Source organism: Paenibacillus sp. GCM10028914, from assembly GCF_042666275.1.
In the GTDB taxonomy this organism is placed as follows: Bacteria; Bacillota; Bacilli; order Paenibacillales; family Paenibacillaceae; genus Paenibacillus_AQ.
Genome location: NZ_JBHTFO010000015.1, coordinates 145,905 through 170,889, shown reverse-complemented (window position 1 = coordinate 170,889; position 24,985 = coordinate 145,905). Strand labels below are relative to the sequence as shown.

General features: G+C 42.8%; 19 protein-coding genes. 4 read left to right on the top strand and 15 right to left on the bottom strand.

From position 1 onward, the window contains the following. The first annotated feature begins 451 nt into the window (after positions 1-451). Entirely contained in the window at positions 452-2,197 is a 1,746-nt protein-coding gene (locus tag ACFQV5_RS14285; RefSeq protein WP_379247915.1) for an alpha-glycosidase, read from the top strand. Between the two features lie 316 nt (positions 2,198-2,513). Here the strand turns inward: ACFQV5_RS14285 and glgA are convergent, their stop codons facing one another. Beyond that, the gene (glgA, locus tag ACFQV5_RS14280) at positions 2,514-3,944 is read right to left on the bottom strand and encodes a glycogen synthase GlgA (protein ID WP_379247913.1); all 1,431 of its coding nucleotides are present in this window, start codon (positions 3,942-3,944) and stop codon (positions 2,514-2,516) included. Next, on the bottom strand, positions 3,941-5,923 hold the full coding sequence (gene glgB, locus ACFQV5_RS14275) for a 1,4-alpha-glucan branching protein GlgB (protein ID WP_379247911.1): 1,983 nt from the start codon (positions 5,921-5,923) through the stop codon (positions 3,941-3,943). Before glgB ends, glgA begins: the two co-directional genes overlap by 4 nt. A gap of 205 nt (positions 5,924-6,128) precedes the next feature. On the opposite strand from glgB, the gene ACFQV5_RS14270 reads away from it, so the two are divergent. Next, the gene (locus tag ACFQV5_RS14270; protein ID WP_379247908.1) at positions 6,129-7,346 is read left to right on the top strand and encodes a glucose-1-phosphate adenylyltransferase; all 1,218 of its coding nucleotides are present in this window, start codon (positions 6,129-6,131) and stop codon (positions 7,344-7,346) included. Positions 7,347-7,432: 86 nt separating this feature from the next. On the opposite strand, the gene ACFQV5_RS14265 is transcribed toward ACFQV5_RS14270, so the two are convergent. The 6 genes from ACFQV5_RS14265 to ACFQV5_RS14240 all read right to left on the bottom strand — a co-directional run bounded on the left by ACFQV5_RS14265 (position 7,433) and on the right by ACFQV5_RS14240 (position 13,475). Next, on the bottom strand, positions 7,433-7,972 hold the full coding sequence (locus ACFQV5_RS14265; protein ID WP_379247906.1) for a GNAT family N-acetyltransferase: 540 nt from the start codon (positions 7,970-7,972) through the stop codon (positions 7,433-7,435). Continuing rightward, complete coding sequence (locus ACFQV5_RS14260) at positions 7,962-9,452, bottom strand: sensor histidine kinase (protein ID WP_379247904.1); 1,491 nt, start codon at positions 9,450-9,452, stop codon at positions 7,962-7,964. Before ACFQV5_RS14260 ends, ACFQV5_RS14265 begins: the two co-directional genes overlap by 11 nt. Beyond that, positions 9,449-10,147 (bottom strand): response regulator transcription factor, encoded by a 699-nt coding sequence (locus tag ACFQV5_RS14255; RefSeq protein WP_379247902.1) that lies wholly within the window; start codon positions 10,145-10,147, stop codon positions 9,449-9,451. Before ACFQV5_RS14255 ends, ACFQV5_RS14260 begins: the two co-directional genes overlap by 4 nt. A 3-nt stretch (positions 10,148-10,150) precedes the next feature. Beyond that, the gene (locus tag ACFQV5_RS14250) at positions 10,151-11,437 is read right to left on the bottom strand and encodes a hypothetical protein (protein WP_379247900.1); all 1,287 of its coding nucleotides are present in this window, start codon (positions 11,435-11,437) and stop codon (positions 10,151-10,153) included. A 62-nt stretch (positions 11,438-11,499) separates the two neighbouring features. Next, positions 11,500-12,216, bottom strand: coding sequence for a phosphonate ABC transporter ATP-binding protein (locus ACFQV5_RS14245; RefSeq protein ID WP_379247898.1), 717 nt, complete (start codon positions 12,214-12,216; stop codon positions 11,500-11,502). 83 nt (positions 12,217-12,299) lie between these two features. Beyond that, positions 12,300-13,475 (bottom strand): MFS transporter, encoded by a 1,176-nt coding sequence (locus tag ACFQV5_RS14240; protein WP_379247896.1) that lies wholly within the window; start codon positions 13,473-13,475, stop codon positions 12,300-12,302. A 127-nt stretch (positions 13,476-13,602) separates the two neighbouring features. Between ACFQV5_RS14240 and ACFQV5_RS14235 the strand changes: the two genes are divergently transcribed. Continuing rightward, on the top strand, positions 13,603-14,523 hold the full coding sequence (locus ACFQV5_RS14235; RefSeq protein ID WP_379247894.1) for an ArsR/SmtB family transcription factor: 921 nt from the start codon (positions 13,603-13,605) through the stop codon (positions 14,521-14,523). Positions 14,524-14,564: 41 nt separating this feature from the next. After that, positions 14,565-15,314, top strand: coding sequence for an HAD family hydrolase (locus tag ACFQV5_RS14230; protein ID WP_379247892.1), 750 nt, complete (start codon positions 14,565-14,567; stop codon positions 15,312-15,314). Positions 15,315-15,428: 114 nt separating this feature from the next. Here ACFQV5_RS14230 and ACFQV5_RS14225 read toward each other — a convergent pair whose 3' ends face one another. From ACFQV5_RS14225 to ACFQV5_RS14195, 7 genes are all read right to left on the bottom strand, one after another. Then, a complete protein-coding gene (locus tag ACFQV5_RS14225; RefSeq protein WP_379247890.1) occupies positions 15,429-17,738 on the bottom strand; it encodes a type IA DNA topoisomerase in 2,310 nt (769 codons plus the stop codon). A gap of 135 nt (positions 17,739-17,873) precedes the next feature. Continuing rightward, positions 17,874-19,361 carry a glutamate synthase subunit beta gene (locus ACFQV5_RS14220; RefSeq protein WP_379247888.1) on the bottom strand — a complete coding sequence of 496 codons (1,488 nt, stop codon included), beginning with the start codon at positions 19,359-19,361 and terminating at the stop codon, positions 17,874-17,876. 315 nt (positions 19,362-19,676) lie between these two features. Continuing rightward, on the bottom strand, positions 19,677-20,171 hold the full coding sequence (locus ACFQV5_RS14215; protein WP_379247887.1) for a dihydrofolate reductase: 495 nt from the start codon (positions 20,169-20,171) through the stop codon (positions 19,677-19,679). A 47-nt stretch (positions 20,172-20,218) separates the two neighbouring features. Continuing rightward, positions 20,219-21,013 carry a thymidylate synthase gene (gene thyA, locus ACFQV5_RS14210; protein WP_379247885.1) on the bottom strand — a complete coding sequence of 265 codons (795 nt, stop codon included), beginning with the start codon at positions 21,011-21,013 and terminating at the stop codon, positions 20,219-20,221. 197 nt (positions 21,014-21,210) lie between these two features. Next, positions 21,211-22,632: a dihydrolipoyl dehydrogenase gene (gene lpdA / locus ACFQV5_RS14205; RefSeq protein WP_379247883.1), complete on the bottom strand. Its 1,422-nt coding sequence runs from the start codon at positions 22,630-22,632 to the stop codon at positions 21,211-21,213. A 3-nt stretch (positions 22,633-22,635) separates the two neighbouring features. After that, the gene (locus tag ACFQV5_RS14200) at positions 22,636-23,952 is read right to left on the bottom strand and encodes a dihydrolipoamide acetyltransferase family protein (protein ID WP_379247881.1); all 1,317 of its coding nucleotides are present in this window, start codon (positions 23,950-23,952) and stop codon (positions 22,636-22,638) included. Between the two features lie 30 nt (positions 23,953-23,982). Next, on the bottom strand, positions 23,983-24,960 hold the full coding sequence (locus ACFQV5_RS14195) for an alpha-ketoacid dehydrogenase subunit beta (RefSeq protein WP_379247879.1): 978 nt from the start codon (positions 24,958-24,960) through the stop codon (positions 23,983-23,985). Between the last annotated feature and the right edge of the window lie 25 nt (positions 24,961-24,985).

Genomic DNA, 24,985 nt, shown 5'->3' with positions numbered 1-24,985 from the left:
AAAACACGATGCATGAATATGCAACGAACTTTCATACATTTTCATAAACAGAAGAGCATAAATATTCTGCGCTTGTTGTAATACAATGGTCAATTCATTTTTTTAAAAAACCAAACATTCTATATGGTTTAGCTTGAAATTTATCAATTAACTATATTAAACAATGAATTTATTACCATTTATTTGCACGATCGTACTTTGTTTTCGAAATCATCAAACGAACTTCCGATACTTATCAGCCTTAAGTTCTGTGTTCTCCACTGTATTTTTATGTGTATCTGATGCATTAACGCATAATATAGTATACCCTCATAAAATAGCTTCTCAACCAAAATGGTCGATATGACCGTTCATTTCGTCATCTATTATGTAACTTTATTTACATCTGAGTCTTGTTTCATTAATGAGTTAGAAAGGTTATAAATAGCTAAACTTATCTGGAGGTGTAGCCATGCTGTTAGAAGCACTTTACCATGTACCGCGTGATAAATGGGCCTATGCTTATGACCCTCACAGCATTCATCTGCGTGTCCGCACCAAACGAGATGATGTAGACACCGTCTTTGCCATGACGGGTGATAAATATGACTGGGATACTACTTATTTTGAAATTACGATGGACAAGGCCGCATCCGATGAAATGTTTGATTATTGGGAATGTTCTGTCCAACCAAAGTATAAACGCCTATCCTATGGTTTTCGCATACATTCGGGTGATGAAACGGTATATTTGATTGATAGTGGATTGCATTTTGACTATCCGTATCCGGCTGGAGGTTATTTCGAATTCCCATATATTCACGAGATTGATCTGTATAAAGTGCCCGAATGGGCTAAAGAAGCTGTTTTTTATCAGATTATGCCTGAAAGGTTTGCTAACGGTGACCCCTCAAACGACCCTGAAAATACAGAAGAATGGGGTGGACAACCATCCTTTAATAATTTCTTCGGTGGCGATCTTCAAGGCGTTATGAATCATTTAGATGATCTCGTTGATCTAGGCATTAATGCGATTTATTTCACCCCGCTCTTTATCTCTCCTTCAAATCATAAATACGATATTGTCGATTATAAACAGGTTGACCCTCATTTCGGTAGCAATGAGTTATTGAAAGAGGTAGTTGAAGCCTGTCATGCAAGAGGCATTCGCGTCATGCTGGATGCTGTTTTTAACCACTGTAGTGAACAGTTTTTACCTTTTCAGGATGTGAAGAAGAACGGTGACCAATCCAAATATGCGGGCTGGTTCCATATAAATGAGTATCCTTGCCGCATAGAAGATGGGATTCCTTCCTACGACACGTTTGGATTCTTTGCTAATATGCCTAAGTTCAACACTTCAAATCCTGAAGTTAAGGAATACTTACTTGATGTGGCTGAATATTGGATTAAAGAAATTAAACTGGATGGATGGCGCTTGGATGTTGCCAATGAAATCGACTCTCACTTTTGGCGTGATTTCCGGAAAGTTGTTAAGAATGCTAACCCAGAGGCTTATATCGTAGGTGAAGTATGGTCTGACTCCCTTACCTGGCTCATGGGTGACCAGTTCGATTCGGTTATGAACTATCCTTTTGCCGATAAAGTGCTGGAGTTCTTTAATGGTGGCATGGATGGCTTCACTTTCGCCAACAGTATTGGTTCACTCCTCATGAGATACCCTCAACAGACGAATGAAGTCGTGTTTAATATGTTGTGCAGTCATGATACCCCTCGTCTTCTGACCAGAGTTGGTGGTGATACACGTCGTATGAAGCTACCTGTAGTCTTTCTCTTCACTTTCATAGGAACTCCATGTATTTTCTATGGGGATGAAATTGGACTCACAGGTGGCGATGATCCGGATTGTCGTCAATGTATGGAGTGGGATCCCCAGAAACAGGACCTTGATCTTTATAATTTCTATAAAAAGATGATTGCTTTAAGACGTCAACATAAGGCTCTGCGGGTAGGTCAATTCCGTTTCCTGAAGGCTGCCGCAGATGACCCCTGCATTATCTATGAGCGTTTTGACGAAGAAGTTCATTTTATTATCTGGATGAATAACACCGCCCAGACACAAACCCTTACACATCCGATTATCGCAACTGACTGGTTCGATGCATTAACTCAAGAAAATGTGAAGCCTGATCATGGTGTGATGCATATTACACTTGATCCATACGGCTACCGCATTTTATGCCGGAGCTTGAAATAAACAGATTCAATAAAAAGGAGCTGGACCATGAGTAGATATTTTCTACTTAAGGGACAGCTCCTTCGTCTTTTCATAGCAAAAAGCGCGGTTTCTTTTTTGTGATGGATATGCACGAAGCAGCGGAGGGGAAGAATCGTTTCCGAACAAGCGGCAGCGGTCGCCTTTGTGATCCAATTTCTACCCCAAACTAAAACCAATTCTGGAAATTGGAGCACAACAGCGATGGTAGAAATGATTCTTACACGTAGCGTATAACAAGAGAAAAAGGAGAGCATACCATAAGATCCTGGATCTTTGATATGCTCTCCTTTACCTTTTAAATCGTGATTTTATTATAAATATCCATATACTGCTGTGCTGATACTTGCCAGCTGTATTCACCAGATAGAGCATTCTTCGTTACCTGACGCCAATGTTCCGGTTCCTCATAAAATGAAATCGCACGCTTAATTGTAGTCATCATATCGTGTGCATTATAATTCGAGAACGTAAATCCGTTGCCCTCACGCGTAAATTCATTATATGAATGAACGGTATCGTTAAGTCCCCCGGTTTCTCTAGTAATCGGAATACTGCCATATCTGAGCGCTATTAATTGACTAATCCCACAAGGCTCAAATTTAGATGGCATTAGAAAGAAATCACTCGCTGCATATAAGCGGCGTGATAATGGCTCACTAAACCAGATTTGGGCAGACATCTTATTCGAATAACGATTCGCAGCTTCGCGGAACCAATGCTCGTACCCCGGATCTCCCGTTCCTAGAAGTACAAACTGTATATCCTGATAATAAAGAAGTTCATCAAGTATCCGTATGACCAGATCTAAGCCTTTAGAATCAACGAGTCGAGTTACCATTGCCATCATAGGTATTTTCGCATTTACTGGTAAATTCAGCTCTTGCTGTAACTCTGTTTTATTCTGTGCTTTTTTGTTCAGATTACTGCGATACTTAACCGCAATATGTGGATCACTCGCAGGATTGTAACTTTTCGTATCAATGCCATTCACAATACCACTTAGACGTTCTCCTTGAGAAGCCAGCAAACCATCCAATCCATAACCATAATATGAAGTCTGAATTTCCCGAGCATAGGTTGGGCTTACCGTTGTAACGTGATCCGAATAGACGATTCCGGCTTTTAAGAAATTCACGTTACCGTAATATTCAACACCTTCAGAAGTAAAGTAGCGACTGTGAAGTCCAAGCACATCCACCAAGACCTCATACGGAAATACCCCTTGATACAGGAGGTTGTGGATCGTAAACACAGTTCGAATTCCACTATAGAATGGTTCGTGACGATAGTTCCCTTCAAGAAGAAGCGGCACCATTCCTGTATGCCAATCATGACAATGAATGACATCCGGTTGATAGTCGATCAACGGCAATATATCTAGAATAGCACGATTAAAGAAAGAAAAACGTTCACCATCATCCATGTATCCATATATGCCATCTCTGCCGAAGTAATACTCATTGTCTATAAAATAAACGGTTACCCCGTCTAGATCCAGTTTCTCAACTCCGCAAAACTGTTGTCTCCACCCCACTTGCACACGGGTCTCCCCAATATACTCCATCCGGCTACGGTAATCTTCCGAAATACTGCGATACTTCGGCAATACGACCCGTATTTCTGCTCCCGACCGTTGCAGTGCTTTAGGCAACGCGCCGATCACATCTGCCAGACCTCCCGTCTTAATAAAAGGAACACATTCTGCGGCAGCAAATAACAATTTCATTTCTTGATTCTCCCCCTTTTATTTCTAATTTTAGGTTCCGCCGTTTCTTCCTGCGATACAATCGGCTTGCGAGGGCGCGGCGGTTTCTTTTTCAGGACAATCATACTGAGCGGAGGCACAGAAAGCTCCACACTTTGTAGCTGTTCATGCCATGGCTTCTTCTCCGTTTTCAACACATCATTATTGAGTCTGCCTTCTCCACCGAATTCCAACCGGTCTGAATTAAAAATTTCTTCGTATTGCCCCATTTTGGGCATTCCGATCCGATAATTCACATGATGCTGAAGCTGAAAATTAATAACAATGATGAGAGTGTCGCCAGGTTTTTTACCTTTGCGCATATAGGATATGACACTTTGATTCACATCATGAGCACATATCCATTGATAACCATCCATACTGTGATCGAATTCCCAAAGTGCTTTTTGTTCTATATACATCTGATTTAGTGCTGCGGTATAGGCAAGCGCCTTACGATGCGTCTCATAATCCAATAGCAGCCAATCCAATTCCTCTTGGTCTTTCCATTCGATGAATTGACCAAATTCTCCACCCATAAATAACAGTTTCTTTCCAGGCTGAGTCATAAGATAACCAAGCAACACACGCAGACCTGCAAATTTCTGTTCGTAATTACCAGGCATTTTACTTAGTAATGATTTCTTCCCATGAACCACTTCGTCGTGAGACAACGGGAGTGCAAAGTTCTCAGAATAAGCATAACAAATCGGAAAAGTTAACAAGTTATGTTTGGAAGGACGTGCCTCGAAATCTTCTTCTATGTAAGAAAGCGTGTCATTCATCCACCCCATATTCCACTTATAGTTAAATCCTAGGCCTCCGAGATGTACTGGTGAGGTAACCCCAGGCCAGGCACTTGATTCTTCAGCCATCATTAATGCATTCGGATAATATTCAAAGATGGTTTTATTAAGATCTTGCAAGAAAGATATGGCTTCCAGATTTTCCAATCCACCTTGCTCATTTCGCTGATATTGTGACACATCTTTCTCAAAATCAAGTCGAATCATGCTCGTTACAGCATCAACTCTCAAACCGTCAATATGATAAGTTTCCATCCAGAATAAAGCGTTGGAAATAAGGAATGACCGAACTTCCGGTTTAGCATAATCGAAGGACAACGTTCCCCAACCAGGCTTTTCCGCCTTTTGTTCATCTGCATATTCATAAAGAGGCGAACCATCAAATTGTCTGAGACCATGTGCATCTTTTGCAAAATGAGCTGGAACCCAATCAAGCAAAACACCAATACCGGCCTGATGGAGCTGATCAACTAAATACATAAAATCATGAGGTGAGCCATAGCGACTTGTGAGTGCGAAGAAACCAGTGCCTTGATACCCCCAAGATAAATCATAAGGATGTTCTGCTAATGGCATAAACTCCACATGGGTATAACTCATTTTCTGTAAATATGGAATAAGCAGTTCCGCCATTTCTCGGTACGTATAAAAAGAGCCATCTTTCTTTTGACGCCAAGTTCCAAAATGCATTTCATAAATGTTCATTGGTTTTTGATAAGGAGCCTTCGCTTTCCGTCTCCACGCACCATCATTCCAGCGATAACCAGTTAGATCTGTAATAATTGAGGCTGTAGCCGGTCTGACCTCAGCTTGAAAAGCATATGGATCTGCCTTAAGGAAAGTTTCTCCATAAGGACCCGTTATATGATATTTGTAAAAAGTTCCAGTTGTTAAACCGGAAAAAAAACGACTCCAAATGCCGGATTCGGGTATCTTATATAATGAATCATTTGAGCCATCCCATCCGTTCCAGTCACCCGCCAGACCTACATGTCTTGCGTTAGGTGCCCATACTGTGAAACGTACGCCCTCCTCACCATCCTCGCTGGCGGGGTGTGCACCCATCCATCGGTAGCTATGATACGAATTCCCTTCATGAAACAAATAAATATCATTAGAGCTAATGTTTTCATTTCCAATCCATTGACCTATCATTATTCATTCACCCGCTTTAACTATATACAATATTTGATTATTACCCCATTGTAGCCACATTGAAAATAAAAAATGATCATGAAAAATTAAAATTGTAATTTTCATAATAATATTTCAATATAATCGTTTCAGACCCGGTGATATTCGTTTATGTATGTACTACGTTGGAATTACGATGATGAAAAATACTTGGGAGGGAAACGTAATGAAGAGAAAAGAATGCATAGCCATGCTTCTGGCAGGAGGAGAAGGAAAGCGATTAGCTCCTTTAACGTCTAAGTTGGCAAAACCGGCCGTTCCATTTGGCGGTCACTATCGTATTATCGATTTTCCTCTCAGCAATTGTGTAAATTCAGGAATCGATACAGTTGGAGTCCTTACGCAATATGAGGCTGAGTCACTGCATGAGCATATTGGAGCTGGAGAACCATGGGGATTAACCAATACTGATGCAGACAACGGTGTAGCTTTACTTCCTTCTTACAATACGGAACATAAAGAGTATACAGGTACAGCTGACGCAATCTTCAAAAACATAGAGTACATTGATCAACAAAATCCGGAACATGTGCTCGTTTTATCCGGAGATCATATATACCATATGAATTATCGGGAGATGCTTGATTCACATATTAATCTTGGTTCCGCTGCTACAATCTCTGTTATGGAGGTTCCTTGGGAAGAGGCAAGCCGATTTGGTGTCATGAGTGTTGATGAACATTTAAAAATTACCGAATTTGCGGAAAAACCAGAAGTTCCTGAAAGCAATTTAGCATCAATGGGTATTTACTTATTCCGCTGGGAATATCTTAAAGCCCATTTGATTCAGGATGCGGAAGATCCGAATTCTAGCCATGATTTCGGAAAAGACGTCATCCCTAAAATGCTGTCTGGCAACGACTTGTTGCATGCATTTAGATTTCAGGGGTACTGGCGTGATGTTGGTACGGTGGAAAGCTTATGGGAAGCACATATGGATGTATTGAGTCAAACAGAGTTGGTGCTTGAGCAAGAAGACTGGCCGATGTATACACGTCCTTGGCTTACAAAATTGATGGCACACCGTCCCCGTACGATGGAGAATAATGATAGTCTTATTCATGATACATGCTCGTTCGAAGGCAGAACGAAACGTTCCGTTATTTTCTGCGGTGTTGAAATCGGTAAGCTTTCTACAGTTAAAGACAGTGTTGTTATGCCGAATGTAAAAATCGGCAAGGGAGCTCACATTGAGCATGCCATCATCGGTGAAGGAGCGCTGATAAAGGACGGTGCTGTTGTAAAAGGAACTCCAGGCAACGTAGTCGTTGTTGGTCCTAACGAAACGGTAATGGCTAAACCTACAGTTCGTACCCAGCCTTCACGACTGCTGCAAGATGTGTACGAAAAAGGCCGTCTTCGTGCCAATGTTTCTACATCATAAACGATTTCTAGTATCTTCATCATATTTTTCTAAAAAAAGCGATCCGACTTCTGCGGATCGCTTTTTGATGTAACAAGAAAGAACACCTATTTCAACAATGGAAATTGTTTCTCATACAAATGCACTTCACGTGTGCCCATATTCTGCTTAGCAACAAATTTATACCCTTGACGGCGATAAAACACGTTTAACCCCTCTAAATGAGATACACAGTCAAGACGAATTCCTAGTTTGCCCTTGCTGATGGCACGGTATTCTGCAAACTGAATCATGGATTGGCCTAAATTCAATCCACGATAATTAGGCAATACTGCTAGACGATGTAAATAAGAAAAGCGATTGTCATTTCTCTCCCCCCAGTACGAGGGGTCACTATCCTGAAGTGTAAAAATACCTACAGGCTTATCTTCATGTATCAGGAGAAACACTTCTCTCTCCTTCAGATATTCCTCCATAAGTTCCAAGGAAAACAGATCCGGTGTCCATTGATTCAGACCTTGCTTAACCATCAGCTCAGCCGTCGACTTAAAAATAAACAGCATCTCTTCCTTATGCTCCAACTGAGCTAAACCGAGTTCAAATAATCCCCGATCTGTTTCCAATCGCTTTAGAACCTCAATTCCCATGAGGTTCTTCCCCCTCTTCATGCGGTGCGATTGCTGGATTGGGCTGAGGTGCATCTTCTCCATTGTCATGTCCACCCGCTACAGGAATCTTACCTTCAGGAAGCGGCAATCTCACTTTTACCGTCGTCCCATGCCCTAGTTCACTTTCCATTTCAAGCGTCCCTTGGTGAAGCTCAACAAGTTGTTGGGTGATTGCAAGCCCCAGACCCGTACCTCCGTTCACATGATTCACTTGGAAGAAGCGGTCCTTCACCCGTTGAATATGCTCTTCGCTAATCCCAATACCAAAGTCTCGAACTGCCACGACCACAAATTTCTCTTCCAACTCCATGGTCAGCAAAATAACACCATTATCGTGCGAGAATTTAATCGCATTATCCACCAGGTTGAGAAAGACCTGCTTCAGTCGATTGGCATCTCCATAGATCAGAGGTTTTTCTTCAGTCTCCAGCTTAATTTCGATGCCCTTCTTCTCTGCTTTAGCCCACAAATTGAGCATTATTTCCTGAAGAAGCTCCCGCAAACTAACAATACCCATGACCATTTTCATTTCATTCTGTTGAAGCTTCGAGAAGTCCAATATCTCTTCAACTAGACCAATAAGACGATCGGTCTCTTTCGTAATAATCTGCATACCGATCTTAGTCTCGTCAGGATCATATCCGCCGGAAGTTAATGTTTCACTCCAACCTTTGATACTCGTGAGAGGGGTGCGAAGCTCATGCGAAATGGATGAAATAAAGTCATCTTTCACCTGATTACTACGTACAATTTCTTGAGCCATATAATTAAGCGTTGAAGCTAATTCTCCTAACTCGTACTTGTAATCCCCCTTAATGCGAACATTAAATCGGCCTTTAGCCATCTGAGCGGATACTGCGCGAATGTTGTTAAGCGGCTTTACAATCGAGTTGGCTAAGCCGATACTGAAAGCCAGCACAATAGCAAGGACAGCAACGCCAATTAAAACAGCCCACATCGTTACATTAAGAAGCTTATGGTTAATTTTATGAAGAGAAGTTACATATCTTAAAATATATTCATTCTCGCCACCATTCTGAAGTGCGTAGGAAACAGCCATAACCATCTGACCGGTATCCTGCTGTTTCCCGACCCAGCGACTTGTATCACCTGCTAAAGCTTGTGTGACGTCACTTGTCTTAATCGTCATATCAGAGCCGAAATTAGTTGACGTGATGAGTACCTCTCCAGAAGTATTGAGCAGCTGTAGTTCCGTACGATCCAGCTCAAAATAAGTGATAATTTCGGTCAAGTTAGACCGATCATTCTCATCATTCAAACGAAATTTCTGATAATACTCGTCCGCAAAATCAATATGTCTCGCGATATGAGTGTGTACACTATCATAATAATAGGTACGGATTGCAAGTAAAAATATTATCTCCACCAGCAGCAGTGCCATAAATACGACTAGAAAATAGTGAAGTACGATCTGCCGGCGGATTCCTTTTTTGATCATTGGCCCTGACCCTTCCATTTATAGCCGTGACCCCATACCGTTTGCAGAAATTCCGGCTCGGAAGGATTATTCTCGATTTTTTGACGAAGGCGGCGGATATTCACATCAACAATTTTGGGATCGCCCATATATTCTTTGCCCCATACGTGATCCAGCAAAACGTCACGACTCAAAGGTGTATTTTCTTTCTCCAGGAAGAATTGCACAAGGGAGAATTCAGTAGGAGTCAATTCAACTGCTTTACCATTCTTCTTGAATAGCTTGGCGATTAGATCCAATGTAAATGGGCCAGATTGAAAAGACACTTTAGCACTACCTGCACGCTGTACATTTACACGTCGCAAAAGAGATTGCAGACGTGCGATAAGCTCCGTTGGGCTGAATGGCTTACTAACATGGTCATCTGCACCAACGGACAGAGCGTAAACTTTATCCTGTTCCTGAACTTTAGCGGTCAAAAAGATAATTCCAATGCGTTCATTCGTCTCTCTTATACGGCGGCAAACTTCAAAACCGTCGATACCTGGAACCATCACATCAAGAAGTGCGATATCTATATCTGGTATTGTCTGCAATAAATTTAAGGCTTCAAGTCCATCTCCGGCTTCCAGAACATCAAAGCCATTACGCTTCAAGTTAATCACAATAAAACTACGGATGGATTCTTCATCTTCTAAAATCAGTACTTTGCTCAATGTCTAATTCCCCTTTCTTTCAATGGGAGCCACGTCTTTATTGTGCTTTTTTCCATTCTTGCTTAGCTCCCCTTTATATCCAATTACTTGGTCTTTCTTTCGAACCAAAACTTTCCAATCACTTTTTGCAGATTCCCATTCGCGAAGGGAGAAGAACTTCACCTCTGCTACCGTTTCACCACTATCCGTCATTGTAAATTTCAAATATCGGTTTTTATCCGAATTTGGATCAATGGTCAGATTATTATGCCACTCTGCTGGGAAAGTTAGGAAAAATCCATTGTCCTCATCTTGATACCTTTGTAATACAAACTTAAGGCCATTCTTCATATTAGCGAGATGCGTTTCACCATCCCACTGATAGTAGGTATAGAAATAAGGAATATCCTCAAGAATATCATCGTCCCAACCCATCGGTTCTTCTAGCAAACCTATTTCAAGAATACCGTCTCCATCAATATCTTCACTCTCGACAGGTAGTTCTTTGTAAGCCGCATCTTCTTTCAGAATATCAATCAGGGCGCCATCTTCCATAATGATCAGTTTCGTAGTTGAAGAGTTGGAAACAATCGAAGTATCCAGTATAATCCCTTCTTTGTCCTTCGCCACTTTCCCTGAGACAATATTGTAATATTTCTCAACATTTTTTCCCAAATCAAGTTTGGCCAACTCTTTAAAATCATGTGTAGCTTGATCGAATTGATACGTTGTGATAAATGAAAGTTCGTACTTTTGAAGGGAAACTACGGTCAATTCCTTAATTTTGTCTCCATTCAAATCCGTCATTTCAAAATGAGTATATGGCAACTGAAGAACCTTCTCTAAAGCGTCATTATCATAAGTGTATACGACGAGGCCATTTTGAACTCCCTCTTCACCTCGAGAAAACCCAGCAACAATTTCAAAATTACCATCATTCGTAATATCAATCAGATCAAAGGTCTCCAGCATGGTACCTTCACCTTCAAAATCCAATTTCTTAACCCATGAATTCCCCTGCTGCTGCAGAATCATACCATGGATCTGAACATCCTCATTGGGCGTGATATAGAATACCACAGCCTCCATGATGCCATCATTATTTAAATCTTTAACGCGAATCGAGCTTGGGTCGCTGCTGTTTCTCGGTCGAATAATATTGCTGTTCTCCGGTTTTTGAGAGTTTATCGCACCCATTAGTGTCTCTTCATCCGCCGGAAGCTTCGGTGCGGTCATCAGCGATACAGGATCACTGATAAAACTACAGCCTCCGAGAACAAACATCAGTACCCCCGACATAGCTGCCTTCATCACTTTTGACTTCAAAAGAATCAACTCTTTCTATTTCAATCGCCTTATTTTTTTATAGTAGGCTATAACCTACTCTTCTCACCATGTGTCAATCGGCGTCCGGTAACGTCAACAACGATCTGACCACCAGAAAGGCCGATAATACGAGAACAATAACGCTCAGCATGCTCTAACGGAATGACTGTAATGACAGTTAGACCCTCTTCTTCACATAACTTTTTTAATGTTTGAAGCACATTCTCTGCAGATTTTGGATCTAAACCTGTTACTGGCTCGTCCGCCAGTATAACCTTAGCGCCATGAACCAAAGCTCTAGCGATCGCAATACGCTGGCGTTCACCGCCACTAAGTGCACTACCTTTATTATGAGCTTTATCAAGTAATCCAAGATGCTCAATTGTATCCATTGCACCCATATAGTCATCGGAACGCACCATACCAGTAACCATACGCCACAATGGTGTTTGACTGGATTGACCAATAAGAACATTTTTAAGCGCCGTTCTGTTAACATTCAGGGTTGGGTTCTGTTCTAAGTATGCCCACTCTCGCTTAATCTTCCGTTTCCCATTCTTGAGCATATCCTCTCCATCAATCAGGAAGCGTCCAGAGTCCCATTTTTCCTTCATTGCCAAGCAACTTAGCAAAAGGGTTTTCCCACTTCCACTGGCACCGATTAACCCAATCATTTCTCCCTTTTCCATTTGAAAACTTATGTCGTTCAGCACCGGGTTCTTCTCGGTGTTTACTGTTTTTTTAAGACGTTCAATTTTTATCATGTTCTCGTCTCTCCCGTCGAGTAACTTATTCTATACTCTAGTTTAGAAGAAAGCGAACGCAATTGCCATGAGAACAACAGTTCTTATTTGCTAAGTGACTTATTTTTAAAGAATAAGCTAGAAGCAGCAAAAATAATGTACACCGATCCAAGAAGAATAAACATACCTGAAGTCCAACCTATTCCAATTAGCATGCCGCCGATATTTGGACCAGCAATGCTTCCTATATTAAAATGAAATGAGGCAACCACATTAGCAGCTGGAAGCAATCTTCTCGGCAGTATGTCCGCTGCATAAGCGAGTCCAAGTGAAAAGAATGACCCTACAAGTCCTCCTGCAAGTGTGAGAAGAATCAGCACCGGCCAGTAGCTTGTACCTGCAATCGGTATTAGTAAAAAGCAGAGGCCACCAGCTATTCCGGCAACCGTTAGCACACGCTTTCTTCCGAACCGATCACTCCAAATGCCAAGCGGAAGCTGTAGAATAAGTCCCCCAATACCGACGAACGGCAACAGGGATGATATTTGTTCAACCGTGAAACCGCTGCGAAGTCCGTATACCGGGAAGTTGCTGTTAATACCTGCCTCCATATAACCATATAAGAAAGCAGGAATAAGAGCATACCATGCTAGCTGATAGCTTCTTCTGAATCTGCCTGCTTCGGGCACGTTACTCGGTGTTTGACGTTCAGGTTTTAAATCTGGAAGCTTAAAAATCACAACCAGTAGGACAAATAAAAACAAAATAGCTAACACGACAAAAGGTACCGCTTCACCATAGTTTAGGAGGAAAATGCCAAGTGGTCCAATGCTGAACCCAAGACCGTATGACATTCCGTAAAACGAAATGCTGCGGCCACGGTTACTTGAGGAAGACATCATTAGTACCCATAATTGTGCTGCATAATGAAGCGCGCTATCCCCTACGCCAACCATAATCCGAAGCACGAACCATAGAGCAACACTCGGAAATAGAGGGAAAGCCAGTAAAGAGATCATAACAAGAAAAAGTCCGGCAATAATCAATTTCTTAAAACCAACCCAGCCGAGCACCCTTTCTGCAACTAACGTCATCGCAAAAGAACCCGCATATAATGCCGCAGCATTAAGCCCGTTTACAGATGAGGAAACACCCATACGTTCCAAAAAAATAGCCAGTACAGGAAGTAACATCCCCTGACTTAGGCCCGCAGCTACAACGACCGAAATTAAAATAAAATAATGTATTCTCCCTTGGCGGGATAGAGTTGTGTCTGACACGATTGTTATTATCCCCCTCTACCTTTTCAACACGAATAAATTTCCAAATGAACATTATAGTAGACAACCCTGTTCTATACAAGCCATAATAAAAACAATGTTATTAATTCGGAAGGGAACTGGTTTCATGAAGTATAAAGTAAACGTGGACGTTTCTGTGGTATTCGAGTTACTGGGCAGCTTTATGATCTATGCGACGAAAAAATGGACCGACAATCTGGATATCGGCTCTCATTTTATACCGGATTTGGATGCTAGCCTCCCCCATACAGTCCGTAACGAACTCAACAAAGCGCATGATTGGCCGTTTTTAGATTATGATGTACTTTATGCACTAGCCATTTTGCGTGAAAAAGATACCGATATCCCTTCCTTCTTAGAATGGATTGAGCATACAGAATCTACAGAGCTTATTCCTCAGTTGCTACCCTACCTTCCAACCATTACGAAAGAGTCCTTGGGCCGTATTCAGACAGAATATCCGCCTTTACTTCGTTTATGGTATGAGCATTATTTTGCAGAAATAGAGCCCGAGTTAAAAGCGCTCATATGTGAAGATGCACAGGAAAAGTCAGTTTTACTACTTAAAATGGAACCAGAGAGTTTAATCGAATATGCAACGGGCGGCGTTATATTGGACGATATTCCTGTGGATTCTATCCTCTTGTTTCCCGGCGTACATTTCCGTCCCATTAACACCTACTGTTTCTATGACAATGTCCTACTGATCCAGTATCCTGTTGATGTCCCTGAAGAAAGCGAAGATGATCCCCCTGTTGTCCTACTGCGAATGACGGAGGCATTAGCTGACCCTGTAAGATTAAGAATGCTTCGTTTTGTAGCTGATGAACCGAAAACGGTAAATGAAATTGCCACAAAGCTGAATCTGTCATATGAAGCTCTCATGCATCATTTGCTTATCCTGAGAGCAGCCGGCCTTCTTCGTTCGCATGTGAATGCAGGTAAACAAACCGAACGCTTCAGTCTACGCCCAGATGGAGCTGCTGAGCTTCAGATGTTTTTTGAATCATACATTAGGTTATCTTAAGACCTATAGAGAGATGTAAGTGGTTAAAGGAGTGTAGAGAGATGAACAAAGATTCACAACAACATATTATTTTTGATATGGATGACACATTGATTCATTGCAACAAGTACTTTGATTTGATTCTTGGCGAGTTTTTCGATTTGATGACACAATGGTTCCATGATTATGGCGTAACCGTTGAACAGATTCGAACCAAACAGATGGAAATTGACGTTGCTGGTGTAGACAAGCTTGGTTTTGCGAGCGCAAATTTCCCTCAGTCTCTGATCGATACGTACCGTTATTTTTGTAAACAGCATCATAAGGAGCCCGTTCTTCGTGAAGAAGAGCAGCTCTTCAAGCTCGGACTAAGCGTTTACGATCAAGAAATCGAAGCCTACCCGGGCATGGTTGAAACGCTGGATACGCTCCAAAATGAAGGGCACCGGCTGTATTTATACACTGGTGGCGAAAGTCGAATTCAGAAACGAAAGATTGAGCAGATGAAGCTGGCTGATTTCTTCGAAGATCGGATCTATATTCGGCAGCATAAGAATGTAAAAGCGCTTGAAGAAATTCTCTCAGCCGGACGATTCAACCGTTCCCTCACCTGGATGATCGGTAATTCCCTCAGAACCGATGTCGTACCTGCACTGACAGCTGGAATAAACAGCATTTATATCAAGCAACAGCGTGAATGGCACTACAATCTGGTTGAGCTGAAGCAGGAGCCTCATAACGTGTTATACACGGTTTCCGCTTTGACAGAAGTTCCAGACATTATTGCTGAGAAAGCTATTGCCATTTCATAATATAAAAGATGCCCCAAACCATTTGTACAACTGGCTGGGGCATCTTTTTTTGCGTTTAGTTTCGAAACAGAGCAGGACAGTGTTTTGTTCGAAGTCCCATGACATTACCTATTCTCAGGTTACTGATCCCGTACCTTCACGCTCGACAGTAAGTTGCCCGCTGCCTGATTGATTTAATACAATTCGCGCTTTAAAAGATTCGCCATTGTTGTCTTTAAAAGTCAACAGCTGTGTCCGTCCGTTCGCAAGAAGTGATTTCAACATCGACTGTGAGATACTTTTGCCCGCAAATTCTTTCCAAATAACGAATTTACAACCTGTTTTGAAATGGGAGCAACCATATCCTTTACGTCCTTCAATGATTTGTCCTCCACAACCTGTTACAGGACAATCACCTAAAGGAACACGCACCCCATTAGAAGATGTCTGACTTCCTAAAGCGGTAGGTTTCGTCGTAGTCGCGGCTTTATTTCTCGTAGTTGAAGCCGTAGCGGATTTGGCAGACGTGGCAGTCCCACGTCCCCGTGTGCCACTACGACCTCCTTTTCCCTTCGCCTCTTCGCTGTCCCCGAACATCGATGGGGGTGCTGGGCGCTGTGTCGATACTTTATCGATAATCGAGATCGTAAACTTCTGCACATTTTTCATAAATACATCGGCGGAAGCCTCTCCCTTCGATATTTGATGAAGACGACGCTCCCATTGCCCTGTCATTTCCGGCGATGCCAGAAGTTCAACTCCTGCGTGCCTAATAAGCTCTATAGCAGTTCGCCCTTTTTGCGTTACGGTGATCCTTTTTCCTTGCATTGTAATGTAGCCCACATTCTTAAGCCGCTCAATCGTAGCTGCCCGTGTAGCAGGAGTACCTAAACCGCTGTCCTTCATAACGTCTCGCAGCTCTTCATTTTCGATGCTTTTGCCGGCACTTTCCATCGCTTTCAGCAGAGTACCTTCGGTATAACTTTTTGGAGGTTGTGTCGCCTTTTCCTTAACCTCACTTTTCGTACACTTTACAGGCTTGTCCGGTTGCACATCGAAAGAGCGATCATTCCATTCCTGTGACTCCTCTTCCTCGTCTTCTTTGCCTTTTTTTCCAGATGACTTCGGAGATTTACGTTCCTTATCCTGCTGAATCAGCACCTTCCAGCCTAATGACAGCAGTTCTTTAATGTTTGTCTTAAAAGTCTCTCCTTCAACTTCCGTAAGCACAGTATGCTGCTTGTACATAGCTGGTGGGTAAAATTGAGATAAGAAACGGATGATGATCAAATCATAAATGTTTTGCTCTTCCTTGCTTAGTGTTCCTGGACGTTTTAATGTCGGCAAAATCGCATGGTGATCCTCAACCCGTTCTGGATTACACACAGACTTGTTGTTCTTATGAACTCTACTTGGTTCAGCACCTTCCGCCATCGGCTTGTAAGGCGTTGATTTCAGCATATTCAGCGCTTTATGCATACCTTCAATATTTTGCTCATTCACATAGTTTGAGTTCGTACGAGGGTACGAAATAACCTTATGTTTTTCATAAAGGCCTTGAGCGATATCCAATGTTTTTTTAGCCGAATACCCGTACTTCGCATTAGCCTCACGCTGAAGCAACGTTAAATCATACAATTTAAAAGGATATTCCTTCGTCTCTTTAACCTCATATTTCGAAATTGTGCTTGTTTTCCCTTTCACTTTGGTTGCAATCTCATCCGCTTTCTCCTGAGATGTCAACCGATCCCCTTGCCACGAACCAACGTATTCTAGGGAATCCTGAAGGAAGTTTGCTTTGACATCATAAAACGTTAGTGATTCAAACGCTTCAATTTCTTTTTGGCGGTCATAAATAAGTGCAAGCACGGGAGTCTGTACCCTTCCCACAGATAATAGCGTCTGATGGCGAGTTGTAAATGCCCGAGAAGCATTCATTCCGATCAGCCAATCCGCCTCACTGCGGGCACGTGCCGCTAACGTTAAAGATTCAAATTCTGATCCATCCTTCAATTGGGCAAACCCCTGGGCGATACTCTCAGGTGTCAGATCCGAGATCCAGAGTCGTTTTACCGGCTGGTGCAGTTTAAGCTGTTGCTGGATTAATGCAAAAATGTATTGCCCTTCTCTCCCAGCATCGCAAGCATTTACGATTCGATCACAGCGCTTGGCAAGCTCCCCAATCACTTTGAGCTGATCCTTCGTTTTGGGGTTGGGTACGATCCGGAACTGTTCTGGAATTATTGGCAAATCCCTAATGTTCCAACGCTTGTATTTCGGATCATAAGCATCCGGTTCAGCAAGTCCAACCAGATGTCCAATTGCCCAAGTAACTATATACTGCTCACCTTCTAAATAGGTCCGGTTGTTCTTAGCCCGAGGTTCGATCACCGCAGCGATATTTCGCCCCATGTCTGGTTTTTCGGCTATGACCAGCGTCTTCACGTAACCTCTCCTTCCCGCGTAATCCAAGCCGACAAACAATGTTATTGTTCCCCGTATGGACTCCAAAAAAGGACTCCGCCCCAGCGAAGTCCTTATGAACAATGATATTTAATTATAACATAGGATGAAGCCAGTTTAAACTAAAACACTGTTGCCCATCAGGTACTTATCCACTTCCCGGGCAACTTCCCGCCCTTCATGAATTGCCCATACGACCAAGCTTTGACCGCGACGCATATCGCCAGCAGCAAATACTTTATCCACGTTGGTTGTATATTTACCATAAGGTGCCTTGACGTTCGTACGGCGGTCACTCTCGAGGCCAAGCTGTTCCAAAAGTGTCTGTTCTGGTCCATCGAACCCGATCGCAATCAAAGCAAGCTGTGCCGGAAACACCTTCTCGGTACCAGGAATTGGCCGATATACCTTTCGTCCGGTTTCATCTACAATCCGCTCAATTTGTATTGTGTGTAGCTCCTTCAGATTGCCTTCCTCATCTCCGACAAATTTCGTTGTCATAATAGAGAATTCACGAGGGTCCTGTCCGAACAAAGCTTTTGCTTCCTCATGCGCATAATCCAGTGTATATACATTCGGAAACTGGGGCCATGGATTTGCAATCGGATCACGCTCTAAGGGAGCTTTTTTATGTGTACCAAACTGGGTAACACTGCTGCAACCATGACGTAACGCAGTAGCCACACAGTCGGAACCCGTGTCCCCGCCTCCGATGACAATAACATCTTTACCTTCTGCAGATAAGTAGTTCCCATCCTCCAAATTGGAATCCAGATAACTCTTGATCGTGCCATTCAAGTAATCCATAGCATAATGAACACCTGAAAGATCACTACCTTCGATGTTAAACTCACGAGGCTTAGTCGCACCTCCGCACAGGACTACAGCATCATACTCATCAACAAGCTGTTTAGCTGGTATATCCTTACCAATCTCCGTATTCACTATAAACTTTACACCTTCAGCCTCGAGTAGATCTACACGTCGCTGAACCACGGACTTATCCAGTTTCATGGAAGGTATACCGTAGGTAAGTAGACCACCAACTCGGTCCGCACGTTCGTATACCGTAACGGTATGACCTGCCTTGTTCAGTTGAGCAGCAGCAGCGAGCCCAGCTGGCCCTGATCCAACAACAGCTACTTTGTGTCCCGTCCGTTTCGTCGGAGGTTCAGGAACTACGAAGCCTTCTTCAAAACCTTTATCAATAATTGCCTGTTCTATACTCTTAATAGTAACTGGCTGACCGATCAAGCCGACAGTACAAGAGCCTTCGCAAGGTGCAGGACATACCCGTCCCGTAAACTCAGGGAAGTTATTCGTTTTATGAAGACGCTCAAGAGCTTCCTTCCACTGACTCCGATAAACGAGATTATTCCATTCCGGAATCAAGTTGTGTAATGGACACCCTGAGGTACCCCCTATCATATCAATACCGGTATGACAGTACGGTGTACCGCAATCCATACAACGTGCTCCTTGAATCTGTAGTTCTTCTTCCTCTAAAAGCTTATGAAACTCTTTCCAATCTTTAATACGCTCAGCTGGCTCCCGATCTGCAGGGAGCTGGCGCTCAAATTCCATAAATCCAGTTGGTGTTGACATACGACTTTCCCCCATCCGTTCTCTTCCTGCTGATTAACATATATGATTGTACTTTTCATCATATCATAAATCCTGAATCCACTTACCCAACAAGGGATAGAAAACGGCAAGAAACCTGATTTAAATTTTTTATGCAGGTTAAGAAAAACTTTTATCACCGCTTGTACTCTATATTTTCACGGATTATGTCTTCAACAATGTAAAAACATCGTAGCATTTGTCGTTTCATTTGTTAAATGGATTTTATGCATAATCATTTGTATTATATTACTACGAATTCAACAGGAAAATATGAACAGATGGTTGTAAAGTCGATTATTTATTACGCTCATAAATAACAAAGCGGTAAGAATATGGATTATTCTCATCCGTTACACCTTGCACCTCTTCAACGACAGTCCAATCCTCCCAATTTACTTTTGGGAAAAAGGTATCTCCTTCAAAGTCCTCATCAATAAAAGTAACAATAAGCTTGTCTGCATGCGGAAGCATTTGCTCATAAATTTGGGAACCACCAATAACCATCATTTCCTCATCTTGAGCAAACTTTAATCCTTCATCAATATGATGAATAACAATTCCCTCTTCGGGTGTTAATGTAAAGTTCTTATCTCGTGTAAGGACAATATTTTTTCGTTTTGGCAGAGGTTTACTCCCGAAAGACTCCCATGTTTTCCGTCCCATTAATATCGTCTTGTTGAGGGTCGTTTCTCTGAAAAAAGCCATATCCCGAGGAAGACGCCACGGCATTGTACCATTCAAACCAATAACCTGATCTTTCCCCATCGCCCATATCATAGATATACTCATTATCTTCTCTCCTTTCATTTATAAATAATTTGAGCAGTGATTATAATCTAAACAGCTACTACAGCTTTGATTGTTGGATGATGTTGATAGTCTTTAAATTCGAAATCTTCGAAGGTGTAGTCAAAAATGCTCTCTGGCTTTCTCTTAATCACTAATGTTGGCAGCGGATAAGGATCACGCTCCAATTGGGTCTTCACTTGTTCCATGTGATTGGAGTAAATATGCACATCTCCACCTGACCAGATGAACTCTCCTACCTCGAGATCACATTGTTGCGCCACCATATGGGTCAGAAGGGAGTAGCAAGCTATGTTGAAAGGCAAACCTAGGAAAGAGTCTACCGAGCGCATCGTAAGCATACAGGACAGCTTACCGCCTGCTACATAGAACTGAAATACAAAATGGCAAGGAGGCAGCTTCATGTTATCAATCTCGGCTACATTCCATGCACTAACGATATGCCGACGTGAATCTGGATTGTTCTTGATTGAATCAATCACATTAGAGATTTGGTCAATAAATTTACCATCCGGTGTTTCCCAAGCCCGCCATTGTGAACCGTAGACTGGACCTAGATCACCATTCTCATCTGCCCACTCGTCCCAAATACGAACCCCATTCTCTTTCAAATAACGTATATTGGTCTCACCACTCAGGAACCAGAGCAATTCATGTATGACTGATTTTAAGTGTATCCGTTTCGTTGTCACCAATGGAAAGCCCTTGGATAGATCAAAGCGCAGCTGGCGACCGAATACAGACGTCGTACCTGTACCTGTTCTATCTCCTTTTTCAATCCCATTATCTAAAATATCCTGTAACAGTTCCAAATAATTTTTCACTGAAAAACCCACCTTCGTTATTACTTATTAATCAGATATAAGTTTACCATACCCTTATTCCCGAAGCATTGAAAAAAAGTGACTCCCTACACATCTTTCCCACTCCATCAAAAAGAGACTGCTCAACACCGGTCTTGTTAGACCAGCATATGAACAGTCTCTTGAGATGACCGATATCGGTCATTTATGAATCGTTATTATTTACGAGGTGCCATTACATGGATCGGATGACCAAGAACAAGCTCAGCACCTTCAGCCACGATTTCACCAAGTGTTGGGTGAGCATGAATAGTCAATGCGATATCTTCCAAAGTAGCGCCCATCTCGATCGCAAGACCGATTTCGGCAATCAGGTTGGAAGCCTCGATACCCGCAATATGAGCACCAAGTACAAGACCTGTTTCTTCGTCAGCTACGATCTTCACGAAGCCATCAGGGCTGTTAAGAGACAATGCACGACCATTACCAGCGAATGGGAACTTAGCAGATTTAGCTTTATAGCCTTGCTCTTTCGCTTGAGCTTCAGTCATACCTACACTGGAGCACTCAGGATCCGTAAAGGCAACTGCAGGTACTACTTTATAATCTACGACGGAAGGAAGACCGGAAATCGCTTCAGCAGCTACTTTACCTTCATAAGATGCTTTGTGAGCCAAAGCAGGACCAGGAACGATATCACCAATCGCAAAGATATGCGGATGATTTGTACGTCCTTGGTGGTCAACTTTGATCAGACCGCGATCTGTCATTTCAACATTGATCAGGTCAAGACCAAGCTCACCATCTGTGTTAGGACGACGTCCAACAGTTACGAGCAAGTAATCAGCAGTGATTTCTTTAGCTTCACCGTTCACGGAATATTTCACAGTTACATCTTTGTCAGTTTGCTCTGCGCTCTCTGCTTTTGCGTTAGTCACGATTTCAACACCGGACTTCTGCATGTTCTTCGCAACAAGCTTTGTCATGTCTGGATCGAAACCATTCAAGATGGAATCCATACCTTCAATGATTGTAACTTTCGTTCCGAATTTAGAGAACATTTGGCCAAGCTCAGCACCGATATAACCGCCACCGATAACTACAAGGCTCTTAGGAAGCTCTTGAAGTTCCAAAGCTTCTGTGGAGGACAAGATGCGTCCGCCAAACGGGAAAGCTTTAAGTTCAATCGGACGGGAACCAGTCGCAATGATACAGTTCTTGAAACGGTAACGAGGGGATTCATGCTCGTTAAATACACGAGCTTCATTCTCGTTAATGAACATGCATTCGCCGTTGAAAATTTCAACTTTGTTGCCTTTCAGCAAAGCGCCAACGCCGCCAGTCAATTTTTTAACAACACCGTTCTTGAACTCTTGAGTTTTAGCAAAGTCAACGGATACTTCGCCAACTTTAACACCAAAAGCTTCTGCATGCTTAGCAGATTCAAAAGAGTGTGCAGCAGAGATTAGAGCCTTGGAAGGAATACATCCACGGTTCAAACATACGCCACCAACTTCAGATTTATCTACAATCAGAACTTTCTGACCTAGCTGGGCAGCACGAATGGCTGCCACATATCCACCAGGACCTGCACCAATGACTAATGTATCGATATCAAGAGAAGCGTCTCCTACTACCATATGTTACACCTCCATAACAAGCAGCTCAGGGTTAGCGAGCAGCTGTTTAATGTAATTCATAAAGTTTTGAGCTGTTGCTCCATCAATAATACGGTGGTCGAAGCTCAGGGACAGTGCCATTACAGGAGCTGCCACGATTTCTCCGTTCTTAACAACCGCTTTTTCGGAAATACGGCCAGTACCCAGGATCGCAACTTCAGGGAAGTTGATAATCGGAGTAAAGAACATACCGCCTGCAGAACCAATGTTCGTAATGGAAATGGTGCTGCCTCTCATTTCGTTCGCGCTCAGTTTACCATCGCGTCCACGTCCTGCGAGATCACGGATGCTGTCAGCAATCATCCAGATGCTCTTACGATCAGCATCTTTGATAACTGGAACGATCAGACCGTTATCTGTATCTGTAGCAATACCGATGTTGTAGTATTTTTTGTATACAATTTCATTGTTCTCTTCATCAATCATAGCGTTCAAAGCAGGGAATTGACGGCAAGCCGCAACAAGTGCTTTAACGATGAACGGAAGATAAGTAACTTTTGTGCCTTTTTTCTCAGCGATAGGCTTCATGCGAGTACGGAATGCAACCAGTTCGGTAACATCCACTTCATCCATGATTGTAACGTGAGGAGCTGTGTATGCTGATTTAACCATCGCATTCGAGATCGCTTTACGGATACCTTTGAAAGGTACGCGCTCTTCTTCAGCACGTGCATCAACCGCTGCGGATGCTGCAGGCGCTGCTGCTTTGGACTCGGAAGATTCTTGAGCTGCAGGTGCAGTCGCTTGACCACCACCATTTTTGAAAGCTTCAACGTCTTCACGAGTAATTTTTCCGTTATTACCACTACCTTGGACTTGTGCAATATCCACACCTTGCTCACGAGCAAATTTACGTACGCTTGGAGTAGCTAGCACGTCTTTAGTAGGTGCTGCAGGTGCAGAAGCATTAGCTCCACCTTCTTTAGCATCAGCAGGGGCACTTGCTGCTGGGGAAGACTGAGTATCTGCGCTTCCTTTAGCCGCATCTGCTTCTTGAGCGGATTGCTCTTCAGCATGGCCTTCTTGTTCAGGGATATCGCCTTCTGCATCGATGATCGCTACTACTTCACCAACGCGGCAAACTTGACCGTCTTTGGCAAAAACTTCTTGAACCGTACCGTTAACGGGACAAGGAACTTCTACGACTGCCTTGTCGTTTTGTACTTCCATGATGATGTCGTCGTCTGTTACTTTGTCGCCCGGTTTGATATGCATTTTGATGATTTCACCTTCATGCAAACCTTCGCCCAGCTCTGGAAAACGATATTCAAATTTTGCCAATTGTAAAACCTCCCTAGATAATTACTGCAATTAAAATTCCATCACTTTATTCACTGCTTCAATGATGCGAGCAGGTGTAGGCAACCAAGCGTCCTCAATTTGCGCAAAAGCATAAACCGTATCAGGTGCTGACACGCGAAGCACTGGTGCTTCCAGATGCAGGATCGCTTTTTCGTTAATTTGAGCAATAACCTCAGCAGCTACGCCGGAGGATTTTTGAGCTTCTTGAACGACGATTGCGCGGTTTGTCTTTTTGATGGACTCAACCAGAGTATCGATGTCAATCGGCGAAATTGTACGAAGGTCAATAACTTCCGCTTTAATACCGTTCTTCTCAAGCTCATCAGCTGCTTTGGTTGCTGTATGAACCATCAGACCATAAGCGATAATTGTTACATCGGAACCTTCGCGAACTACATTTGCCTTACCGAGCTCAACAGTGTACTCGCCTTCCGGAACTTCTGCACGGAATGCATGGTACAAATTCAAGTGCTCCATAAAGAAGACTGGATCGTTATCACGAATCGCAGAAATCAACAATCCTTTAGCATCATAAGGATTAGATGGAACTACCACTTTAATACCCGGACTTTGAGCAATCAAACCTTCCAAAGAATCCGTGTGCAGTTCAGCCGCTTTAACCCCACCACCGAAAGGTGTGCGGAATACGATTGGAGAGTTATATTTACCACCGGAACGGTAACGCATACGAGCAGCTTGAATCACGATTTGGTCAAGTGCTTCAAAAATAAATCCTACGAATTGAATTTCAGCGATCGGACGGAAGCCTTGAATACCAAGACCAACAGCCATACCGCCGATTGCGGATTCAGCTAGTGGTGTATCAAATACACGCTCTTCTCCGAATTCTTTTTGCAGGCCTTCAGTTACCCGGAAGACACCGCCGACATTACCTACGTCTTCACCGAAGATGACGACGTTAGGGTCACGGCTCAATTCAACGCGCATTGCGTCGCGAATCGCTTCTTTCATGTTCATTTGTGCCATTGCTTCATTTCCTCCTTAGACATTA